We start from the raw sequence: 9,893 nt of genomic DNA, 5'->3' as shown, positions 1-9,893 counted from the left end.
GTCCCTCGCGGGCCGTAGCGCCGCACCCAGACGGCCGCGAAGAGCACCGCGATGAAGCCCACATCGGCGACCTTCCCGAACTGTGACAGCACCGCAGACATCGACACCGCTGCGATTGCAGGGAACACAAGCAGCAGCGTCGTGATCACCCTGCTGTGCTGATCCCTGTCCTTGACCGCCGCCGAGGACTGCATCGCGACGACCGTCCCGAGCAACGCGACGGTGAGTGGCTGGCCGATCACGTTGGAACCCGGTAGCAGCACCACCATCGCGAGCACGACAGTGATCGTCGTGGCGGTTGCGGCACGGAGCCGCAGCCTGCCAGGATCGGAGACCGCGAGAAAACGGACTGTCTCCTGTACGAACCGAAAAGCCATTCACCGATTGTGCGCCTCCGGCACCCGCACATCCGTCATGACACCCCTATACATCGCGGATACGTCCCGAATCAACTTACAGTGCATAGGAATAACGATCCGCAGGAGGAGCTTCGGGATTGGGAGATATCGCTCAGCACCACGTGGCCACCGTCTGCATCCCAGCGGATCCACACCTCATCACAGTGGCGGCTCGCACCGGAACGGACGTCGAGCTGCGGATGCACTCATCCATCACGGCGTTCGACGTCGCGGCCGAGCAGTGATTCCCGGCCGTGGCCGGGTTCGCGGTCACGGTTCTCGTGCACGCCCTTGCCGCCGAGACGGGTCGGTCACGTATCTGCCGCCCGCCGAGCCCGCCGAGTGGGCGCGCACGATCTTCTCGACCGCCGGCGCCTCGCACGGATACTTCCTCGGCGCCGTCGACCCGGACACCGGCGGCCACCGACCCGGGCAGCTCGCATACCGCCTCTACCCAGGCACCGACCGTCAGGCGATTCCCGTGCCCCGACAGGTGCTCACCTGCCCGCACTATCTGCTCTCTGCCATCGACGGCAGCGAGCAGATCACCATTCCCACTCCGGCCTGACGATCACCGACGCTGCGGCGCAGCCGAATCGGCTCTTGACCTGCCATGACGACATGTCTCCCAGTACCCCGGGGGCACGCGGCCGCCGACCACGGTCGGCGATTACGCCGGTGGCGATGCGGACCTCCCGTCACAGCCTCCGGAGATCGCGGTAGGCGTGAGCGCGGGTACTGATCGTCTCGGTGAGGTCGGTGAGGTCGGTGACCGTGGCCGCGGGTGTCGCGGTCGGTGAACCGTTTCGTCGCCCGTTCTCGCTGTCTGGTGGGTGGTGCGAATTCTCGATCCGATTGTCCGAGTACTTCGAGCGGCGATGCTCGACCGATGCGATCAGCTCGCGGTGGACGACCTAGTAGGAGTCGAGGTTGTCGGTGACGATCACCGCAGCGCATACTCCGCCCCAAGAGGTTGACGTCGCAGCACACGATGCCCCCGACAGCATGGCGCGGCACCGCACCCTCGAGTCTGGCGGGTTCGAACACCCACAGCATCAGGAAAGATCAGTCATGGCCACCGACTACGACGCACCACGAATCACCGAATCCGACGAGACGGACACCTCCCTCGAACAGCTGACCGCCAGCCGGAAAGACACCCAGTCCCCCGCCGTGGACGTCGAGGACACCGACACCGCCGAGTCCTTCGAACTGCCCGGCGCCGACCTCTCCGGTGAAGAATTCACCGTCCGCGTCATCCCCAAGCAGTCGGACGAATTCACCTGCACCAGTTGCTTTCTGGTCCACCACCGCAGCCGCCTCGCCAAACATCAGCAACTGATCTGCCGCGACTGCGCCTGAGAACGTCGATCACTCGGAGTGCCTCGCGTCTCCGGGATCCCGGCTTCCGGATTCGGTCGTCATCGCCGTCGCGGAGTAACCTCTCACGTCGCCCGCGGGCCCGCGGGCGTTGCGGATTCAAATCCTGGCGGGTGGCACATGGCACGAACGAAAAGGTCAGGGCTCGGGTCGGTCGGCCGGAACCTGCGGATAGACCACGACACCGTTCTCCTTCACCCACGTTTCATCTCCACCGTCGGCATGCTCGACGAGCAGCTCGACCGTCGGGATCTCCGCGGACAGTGGGTGATCGAACGCGGCCCGGGCGTTGCGGGCACACACCGTCTCCACGGAGCTGCCGGTGTAGAGGGCGTCGATGACGAACCCCGGGGTGAACCGGCCACCAAGACCGTCACCGCCACGCAGCGCGTCCTGCCGGCCCCGCCACCACCGGTCAGAGCACGGGCCCGGGTGATGTTTTGGGGTGCTTCCACATCGAGGATCGTGAACTTCTCATAGTCCGCGTAGGCGAGGTCCCGCAGCAGCCGGGGGCCGAGGCCGGGCCAGCTGAACGTGCCCTCGAGGACCAGGTTCTCCCCGCGGGACAGGCAGATCTCGGTAATGATGTCGAGGAGCTTCGTCGACTCGGTGTGCACCAGGGTGGCGAGTTCACGCGGCATCAGCCGGTGCCCGTCCGCCAGGTCGATGCTCAGCAGGTCGATGTAGATGCCCTGCTCGATGGCGTCCCGCAGCAGGTAGTCCTTGACGATGTCCGCATCGAGCACCCGCCCTGCCCGGCGAGGTGCCGGCGGTCGATACTCGATGACTTCCCCACCCCCGGTGGGCCGGCGGTCGCCAACGCCAGGAACTGCCTGCCGATACCGACGTCGGTCTGCTCCGCCAGGTAGGCGTCGACGATCACGTCCCGCATACGCCGGCGGAACACCGGGTCGAAGACGCGGATGGAGGCGGAGGGGCCGTCCTTGTCGAGGATCCCGCCGGGCCGGCACCAGGCCTCGAGGTCGGCGGCGACAGCAGCGGGGTCAGAGTGCATTCGCCTGCGCACGCCGGTCGGCCGTGGCCGCGAGCAGCACCCGGTAATCGTCGTCACCCAGGAGGTCGCGGGAGCGTTCGATCTGATCCCACGTCCCCCGCACATAGCTCTCCCCGAGCGGATCGTCGCCCGGGACGTGCCCGAAGGTGTAGTCCCACGCCACCAGTTCGGCCATCATCCGCTCGTGATCGATCCGCTTCGCGGCGTGCTCGAGCAGCACCTCCCGCGGTGAACGGTCGCGGGCCGCCGGGTTCAACCGCAGCTTCTTCACGATCCGGCTGACCTCCGGCTGTGTGACGGCCAGGTTCTTCGCGATCACCCGCTGCGGCACCTGATTGTCCGTCGCGGACGCCACCGCACGCAGCAACTTGATCTGCAGCAGTTCCTTCTCCGCCGGGATCGCCCGCAGATCCCGCTCCACATCCGTCAACGCCATCACACACCACCATTCAACTGCAGTTATACAAAATGGTATCACCTCGGTGGAGGGCCCCGGTTGGCGGTTGCGACGGCGGGAAGTGAAGGCACCTATGGAAGGGGCGCCCCTCCGTCGCGGGCGCGCCGATCTGCCGAGGGCTCGGAGCGCGGGTGTGACTCATCCGACCTTTGACTTCAAGTACTTGAAGTTCTTAACGTCGATGGTGTGAGTGCACGAACCACCCCACGCGACTACACCATCAAGGACGCGGCCGCCCTGACCGGACTCCCGGCCAGCACCCTGCGCTACTACGAATCGGTCGGGGTGATTCCGCCGATCAGCCGCGGGGAAAGCAGTAAGCATCGGGTCTTCGACGAGGACGACCTGGGCCAGCTGCTGGGGATCGCGTGCCTGGCCGCGACCGGGATGTCCGTCAATGACATGAAGGAGTACGTCGCCAACGGACAACTCGGGGCCGCGGCCGCCGCCGCGCAGATCGAACTGCTCACCGAACGCCGGCAGCAACTCGCGCTCGAGGCCCAGCAAATCGCCCTCCGACAACGCTACGTCGACATCAAGATCGACTACTGGCACGCCATCGACGCCGGCGACGAGCCCCGTGCCGAACTCCTCGCGGCCGAGGCGAGCGCACTGGCCCACCAACTTCACCACACCAAAAAGCGCTAAACCCCTACCCCACCACACCCCGGTGCGCGCCCAGTGCTCCCCGGGCACTCAGCCCTGCCCCGCTCACCACCACTGTGCCCACCACAGACGTAAGGAACATCTGCCATGCGTGTGAACGCGTACGCCGCCCCCGCCGCCGGCCAGCCGCTGGCCCCCACCACCATCGAGCGCCGCGACGTCGGCCCCCACGACGTCCTCATCGAGATCCAGTACGCCGGCATCTGCCACTCCGACATCCACACCGTCAACGGCGACTGGGGCCCGCAACCCTTCCCCGTCGTGCCCGGCCACGAAATCGTCGGCATCGTCACCGAGACCGGCGCCGACGTCACCCGCCACCAGGTCGGGGACCGCGTCGGCGTCGGCTGCCTGGTCAACTCCTGCGGCAACTGCACCAACTGCCAGGGCGGCGACGAGCAGTACTGCGCCAACGGCATGGTCCCCACCTACGCTGGCGTCGACCGTGACGGCACCATCACCCAGGGCGGCTACTCCACCCATGTCGTCGTCGACGCCGACTACGTCCTGTCCGTACCGGAGAGCCTGGACCCGGCCGCCGCAGCACCGCTGCTGTGCGCCGGCATCACTACGTACGCCCCGCTGCGCCGCTGGGGTGCCGGTCCCGGCAAGAAGGTCGCCATCGTCGGCCTCGGCGGGCTCGGGCACATGGCCGTCAAGATTGCCCACGCCCTCGGCGCCGAGGTCACCGTGCTCTCCCAAACCCTGAAGAAGCAGGAGGACGGCCTGCGCCTCGGCGCTGACGCCTACCACGCCACCTCCGACCCCACCACCTTCGAGCAACTCACCGGCCGGTTCGACCTCATCGTTAACACCGTCAGCGCCAGCATCGACCCCAATGCCTACCTCGGCCTACTCGCCGTCGACGGCACCCTGGTCAACGTCGGCGCCCCCGCCGAACCGCTCAACCTCAACGTGATGTCACTGATCAGCGGCCGCCGCAACTTCGCCGGATCGATGATCGGCGGCATCGCACTTACCCAGGAAATGCTCGACTTCTGCGCCACCCACAGCATCGGATCCGACGTCGAAGTGATCCCCGCCCACAAGATCAATCAGGCGTACGAACGGGTCCTCGCCTCCGACGTCCGCTACCGCTTCGTCATCGACACCAGCACCCTGAACTGACCCCACCATGAACGCCCGCCGCAGACAGGTCCCGCCGGGCGTTCACCCACACCACAACCCGCCTTGCCGCCCGAGGGTGCACAGATCCGCAGCCTCAACGACTGTGCACAGGAGTGCTACTCAGCCGGGGGTGCTACTCAGCCGGGGTGCTCGGCCATGACCTGCCGTCGGTGTCACCACTCACGCTAGTTCGGCGGCAGTTGGCGTCGCGGGACGGCCAACATTTGCGGTGCAGGCTCCCCGATGACCTACACCACCGCCCGGTCCGATGACGAAACACATCCATTGAGGTGAAAGGACCGGTCCCCGACGGATCCACGCCATCTATACACCAACAGACGTCACCCGCGAAAAGGGCGCCTCTTGTCCGGGAACCCACTTCGGTCCGCCGATCCGACGTCAACCTTCCGAACGGGGATCATGACCGCCGCCCGCCGCCCGCAGCACCCGTGCCGACCGCTGCGTGTGTTCCTCCGCCGACAGCAACGAGATAGCGCACCGACATTCTTCGCGATTGCCTGCCGTGTCGATCGCCCTGAGGACGCTCTCCGTTGCTGCGTTCTGGGTGATCGGACTTGGATTCGTCCTGGCAGCGGCCGCGATTGCCTGCGGCGCCATCACGACGTCGCGGTCCCCTGTGGCCGACGACGAGGCCGCATCCTTGCGTGCGCTGCTGCGCGCGCTGCTAGGCGTCGTTGCCGGCGTCGCGGGGGTCATCGTTTCCGCGATTGCCCTGTTCCCCTCGCTGCGCAGCTGTGACCACGGGCGTGGCCGCAACATTCCCGGTCGACACCTGGATTGATACACGCCATCTGTGACCGCTGTCCCGGCTCCCACCGGTCCGCGAAGCGCACCGAGGTCGTCGGCGTCAGGCGGCGAGCCAAGTGGCGCAGCGCTTCTCGATCCGTAAGGGCCGGGTGTCGCTTCGGCCGATTTCCCGGGCCATTGCGGGAACCGATCCCCGGGGGCGTGCGACACGCTTCATACGCACTCTCAGGTCGGCGACGCTGCCGGCGATGCTAGCGACCACTGCAGTCCGACACCACCCGCCGCCGCAGCGCGACGCACCACGGCGATTGTGGCCCGTGTTCGGTGCACCCCACGACCGGACAGCGTCAGTGACGCCTGTTCCCGCGGTCAGTGTGGCTCGCAGCACCCTCACCCGGCGGACAAATCGTCGAACAAGTGCGCCCGCTCCCCGCGGGACCGCCAATGCGTCCACGGGTCTCCGATTCGGCGTCGACGAACACCGACGACCACCGCCCCACAGCCCGCCAATGACCGGCCTTGACCTCGACCGCCGCACGATGACCGCCATGAAGCCGGCACAGCAACGCCCGCCCCGGCCGAAACCCGTGCTCGCCCAGCCACGACCGGGTCTGCCCGCACACCAGACCTGCCGGCCAGCGCGCAGTACCGAACCCGGGCTCTGCCGGGGTGGTCCGGGCTCTGGCGCGGCGGTGGAACCGCGCCCACACAGATCCCTGTACTTGAACTGACTTCAGTTAGGCGACTAGTGTGACGGCTGACACTACGGCTGCACAACGGACGGGCACGATATGCCAGGAATCGACACCGACGTACTCGTCATCGGCGCGGGGATGGCTGGACTGACCGCTGCCGCCCGGTCCCTCGGCAGGGGTAGTTCGGTGATCGTCGTCGAGAAGTCCGCGACGGTGGGCGGGTCGGCTCAGTTCGCCGGGTACGCATGGACGGCGCCGACGCATGAGGTGATGGACGAAGTCAACCCCGACGGCGACCCCGCATTGCGGCGCGCGCTCGTCGACGGGTTCGCTCCGGGAATCGAGTGGATTCGCTCCCTCGGGGTCGAGTGTGCGGACGCCGTGACGGTCCTGCGGTACGGCACAGGCCACCAGTTCGACACCAACCAGTACATCGACGAGTGCCGCAGACGAATCCGGGCCGGCGGCGAACTGCTCACCGGCACCCGCACTCTCGGGCTACTCGCCGAGAACGGTGCCGTCGTCGGCGCGCGGATGCTGCTGGCAGATGGCACCGAACGGGAGATCCGTGCTCGCGCGACGATCCTCGCCACGGGCGGATTTCAGGCGAATGCCGAGGCGGTGAACAAGCACATCCATCCGGCTGCGAGCGCGATGCAGCTCCGGTCCAACCCGGCGAGCGTCGGCGACGGACTACGCCTGGCCGAAGCTGTGGGTGCCGCGACCGGGACGGATCGCTCCGGTTTCTATGGTCACCTCATTCCCACTGGGGTGAGCTTCCGTGACCCGTCCGACTTCGTGGCGCTCTCGCTGTACTACAGCGAGCACGCACTGCTGTTCAATCTCGACAACCGCCGGTTCACCGACGAGACCATCGGCGACCACTTGACCACGATGGACCTGCTCGAACAGCCCGAGTCCCGCGGATTGTTGGTAGCCGACGCGCGTGTTCACCGCGACTGGATCACCGGCAGCTACGTGGAAGGTGCGGTTGCCATCGACAAGTTCGACCTCGCGCAACGCCGCGGTGGCAGATGCGGATTCGCCGAGAGCCTCGACGATTTCGCCTACCTGCCCGCAGAGTGGGGTTACGACGGTGCCGCGATCGCCGAGCAGATCCGCGCGATCAATGCGGCAGGAAACGCGGTGCAGCCGCCACGCACCTACGACGCCGAGCCCATGGACGAGGGCCCGTACTACGTGATCGAGGCGTCCCCAGCGCTGACGTTCCCGTTCCACGGCGTTCGCATCGACGAGAACGGCCGCGTCCTCGCCGCTGCAGGCGGAATGATCGAGGGTCTGTTCGCAGCGGGATCCGATACCGGCGGACTCTACAACCACGCCTACACCGGTGGTATCGCTCCCGCTCTGGTGTTCGGCCTCGCCGCGGCGGACCGAGCTGCAGCCGACCGTGCGATCGTCAGCGCGTAAAGCAGGTGCCCGGCCACAACTGAAAGGCGTGACGCCGTCGACGTCGATCCGAACGGTGCACGGCACACAATCCTCCAGTGCGTCATGCCGACTGATCGGAAAAGGAGATTCATCGTGCAGACCGCTGCGGTTACGCCCTCGCTCCGGGATCCGCTGCGCAACGCAGATTTCACGGTCCTCGTTGCCGTCCAGTGCGTCACAAATGTGTGCGTCTGGGTTTTCGTCGTTGCGGTCCAGTGGACGCTGACCGTGGCCGGAGAGTCGTCGACGGTCATCGCCTCCGTTCAGACGGCGCTGGCGATTCCCTTCCTCCTGTTCGCTCTTCCGATGGGCGTCTGGGGTGAGCGCGGGGCGGGGCAGGTGTTGATGCAGGGCGCGTTGCTCGTCCTTGCGGGTGCGGCGGTGGCCGCGGCCGTGCTTGCAAGTATCGGCGACGTGCCCGCATGGCTGATGCTCGCGACGGTCGGTGCGGTCGGCGCCGGGCTGTCGACTATCACGATCGCGTGGCAATCGCTCATGCCGCACATCGTGGGCCGACCCCTCGCGGGTACCGGGGCCATCCTCGATGGCGCCTCCTACAACGGCGCCCGGGCAATCGGCCCGATCATCGGTGGGGCACTGTTGACCGCGACGACGTCCGAGGCCCTCTTTCTGGCGTTGGGCGTCGTCTTCGCCGTGCTGGGCGTGCCGCTGCGCTCGCGGAGGCGCGTGGGCTCGGCAATGCCGCGCTCATCCGAACGGATGCTGCCCGCACTGGCGGCGGCGACGCGGTTCGTCTGGAATTCCGCTTGGACCCGGCGACTCTTGTACCGCCTCTCGGTCTTCGGGATGCCCTCGAGTTGTCTGTGGGCTCTGCTGCCCGTGATCGCATACGAGCGGTTGGGCCTGTCCTCGAGTCAGTTCGGCCTGATGTTCGGGCTCGTCGGGCTCGGTGCCGTCGTAGGCACCGTGGCGGTGATGCCGCTTCGCCGCCGGATCACGCAGAACGCGTTCATCTGCGCCGGATCACTCGCCTATGCTGCCGTTCTCGCCGCGGTCGCCACGGTGTCGAATGTTGTGGTCGTCGCCGTGCTCATGGTGGTCGTCGGCGCCTCGTGGGTCGGTGTGCAGAGCTCCTGGATGATGGCTGCCCACGGTGCTCTGCCGACGTGGATCCGGGCCCGCGTGATTGCCTTGATGCTGTTGGTCTTCCAGGGCTGCCAGGCGGTCGGCTCAATCGTCTGGGGGGCGCTCGCCGATCTCTTCTCCCTCGAGCTCGCATTTGGTACGGCGTCCGTTGTGATGATGTGCGCGGGGATGGGCGCGCTCGTCCATGGGATCGTGCCGGCGGAGACGATCGCCCCCACTCTCGACGACGAGACACGGTCCGCGGTTCCGCTGGCACCGGTGGTGGAGGAGTCGGCACCGGTCCGGGTGACCGTCATCTATCAATTACGGCCTGGTGGGGACGCGTCGTTTCGGGCGCTTCGGCGCGACCTCGCACGCGCCCGCCGCCGTCTCGGCGCGCGCCGCTGGACGGCTGAGGTCGGTACGGACCGCGTGATCGAGCGGTTCGATTTCCGCGATGTCGCAGAGTATCGACGGTATCTCTCCACCCGGTTGACCGATCCGGAGAAGTGCCTGCTCGACAGAATCTGGGGCGACGCGTGCGCCGAACGCCCCATGTCGAGGCTTTCCCACCGCTGATAGATTCCGACCGGCGCACTCGACACGACTGATTCCCCCACGTGCGGTTGTTCGCCCCACCTCGGCCGGTACAGATTCCATTCACACCACAACGCGCGATTCGGGATCCGGATTACCTGGTCGATGCCCTGTCACGTGAGCGGCGGTGGCCATCGCGGATGGACGAATTTGCCCCTAGATGATTGATTCCTTGAACGGATCAGTGGTCGTAGGCGATCAATGATCGCTTGGCAGTGGCGCCGATGTTCCAGTTGTGCCAGATGCCGGCG

Annotated in this window: 9 protein-coding genes and 3 pseudogenes; 7 read left to right on the top strand and 5 right to left on the bottom strand. The window is 66.8% G+C overall.

The window, feature by feature from the left end; all coding sequences use genetic code 11:
* Window positions 1–377 (bottom strand): annotated as a pseudogene (locus tag ACFWAY_RS51995) (FUSC family protein); the annotation flags it as partial.
* A gap of 221 nt (window positions 378–598) precedes the next feature.
* On the opposite strand from ACFWAY_RS51995, the pseudogene ACFWAY_RS51990 reads away from it, so the two are divergent.
* A pseudogene (locus ACFWAY_RS51990) lies at window positions 599–966 on the top strand (hypothetical protein).
* A 197-nt stretch (window positions 967–1,163) separates the two neighbouring features.
* Here the strand turns inward: ACFWAY_RS51990 and ACFWAY_RS51985 are convergent.
* Window positions 1,164–1,345, bottom strand: a pseudogene (locus tag ACFWAY_RS51985) (DDE-type integrase/transposase/recombinase); the annotation flags it as partial.
* 124 nt (window positions 1,346–1,469) lie between these two features.
* On the opposite strand from ACFWAY_RS51985, the gene ACFWAY_RS51980 reads away from it, so the two are divergent.
* Entirely contained in the window at window positions 1,470–1,760 is a 291-nt protein-coding gene (locus ACFWAY_RS51980; protein ID WP_378516297.1) for a DUF4193 domain-containing protein, read from the top strand.
* A gap of 212 nt (window positions 1,761–1,972) precedes the next feature.
* On the opposite strand, the gene ACFWAY_RS51975 is transcribed toward ACFWAY_RS51980, so the two are convergent.
* The 3 genes from ACFWAY_RS51975 to ACFWAY_RS51965 are packed head-to-tail and all read right to left on the bottom strand — an operon-like array spanning window position 1,973 to window position 3,229.
* Window positions 1,973–2,524, bottom strand: a complete 552-nt coding sequence (locus tag ACFWAY_RS51975) for a hypothetical protein (protein ID WP_378516296.1) — start codon at window positions 2,522–2,524, stop codon at window positions 1,973–1,975.
* Window positions 2,449–2,793: a hypothetical protein gene (locus ACFWAY_RS51970; RefSeq protein WP_378516295.1), complete on the bottom strand. Its 345-nt coding sequence runs from the start codon at window positions 2,791–2,793 to the stop codon at window positions 2,449–2,451. Before ACFWAY_RS51970 ends, ACFWAY_RS51975 begins: the two co-directional genes overlap by 76 nt.
* Complete coding sequence (locus ACFWAY_RS51965; RefSeq protein WP_378516294.1) at window positions 2,783–3,229, bottom strand: hypothetical protein; 447 nt, start codon at window positions 3,227–3,229, stop codon at window positions 2,783–2,785. The genes ACFWAY_RS51970 and ACFWAY_RS51965 overlap by 11 nt, the downstream gene beginning before the upstream one ends.
* Window positions 3,230–3,436: 207 nt before the next feature.
* Between ACFWAY_RS51965 and ACFWAY_RS51960 the strand changes: the two genes are divergently transcribed.
* From ACFWAY_RS51960 to ACFWAY_RS51940, 5 genes are all read left to right on the top strand, one after another.
* A complete protein-coding gene (locus ACFWAY_RS51960; protein WP_378516293.1) occupies window positions 3,437–3,898 on the top strand; it encodes a MerR family transcriptional regulator in 462 nt (153 codons plus the stop codon).
* A gap of 105 nt (window positions 3,899–4,003) precedes the next feature.
* The gene (locus tag ACFWAY_RS51955; protein ID WP_378516292.1) at window positions 4,004–5,044 is read left to right on the top strand and encodes an NAD(P)-dependent alcohol dehydrogenase; all 1,041 of its coding nucleotides are present in this window, start codon (window positions 4,004–4,006) and stop codon (window positions 5,042–5,044) included.
* Between the two features lie 523 nt (window positions 5,045–5,567).
* Window positions 5,568–5,846, top strand: a complete 279-nt coding sequence (locus ACFWAY_RS51950) for a hypothetical protein (protein WP_378516291.1) — start codon at window positions 5,568–5,570, stop codon at window positions 5,844–5,846.
* Window positions 5,847–6,603: 757 nt separating this feature from the next.
* Window positions 6,604–7,938: an FAD-binding protein gene (locus ACFWAY_RS51945; RefSeq protein WP_378516290.1), complete on the top strand. Its 1,335-nt coding sequence runs from the start codon at window positions 6,604–6,606 to the stop codon at window positions 7,936–7,938.
* Between the two features lie 114 nt (window positions 7,939–8,052).
* Entirely contained in the window at window positions 8,053–9,624 is a 1,572-nt protein-coding gene (locus tag ACFWAY_RS51940) for an MFS transporter (protein ID WP_378516289.1), read from the top strand.
* Window positions 9,625–9,893: the final 269 nt, after the last annotated feature.

The sequence above is a fragment of the Rhodococcus sp. NPDC059968 genome (assembly GCF_042738615.1).
Taxonomy (GTDB): domain Bacteria; phylum Actinomycetota; class Actinomycetes; order Mycobacteriales; family Mycobacteriaceae; genus Rhodococcus_F.
This window is presented reverse-complemented; position numbering and strand designations above follow the sequence as displayed.